The following is a 241-nucleotide window of genomic DNA, read 5'->3' as shown; positions in this document are numbered from 1 at the left end:
GCTGCGGGAAACTTTTCCAACTCTTCTGGAAATGCCTCACAATCAACCGCTTGTTCATCGACTAAGCGCCAAAACTGCGTAAAACGACGATAATTATGGCGCCCCGTTAATTGGATCAAACCACGCCCCTTAAAGCGTACCCCATCCCCAGGCTTAACATTGCCTAAATCACGACGCCCCTCATAAGCGCGCCCTGAGGCATATTCACACACGGTAAAAAAACCATCACTCTCATGGGCAC

At 49.8% G+C, this 241-nt stretch carries 1 pseudogene; it reads right to left on the bottom strand.

What is annotated here, in order from left to right:
- Positions 1-241 (bottom strand): annotated as a pseudogene (locus BN338_RS10735) (glycoside hydrolase family 19 protein); the annotation flags it as partial.

Origin of the sequence: Bartonella queenslandensis AUST/NH15 (genome assembly GCF_000312585.1) — a bacterium.
GTDB lineage: Bacteria > Pseudomonadota > Alphaproteobacteria > Rhizobiales > Rhizobiaceae > Bartonella > Bartonella queenslandensis_A.
The sequence above is the reverse complement of the archived record's forward strand: the minus strand, read 5'-3'. Positions and strand labels throughout refer to the sequence as shown.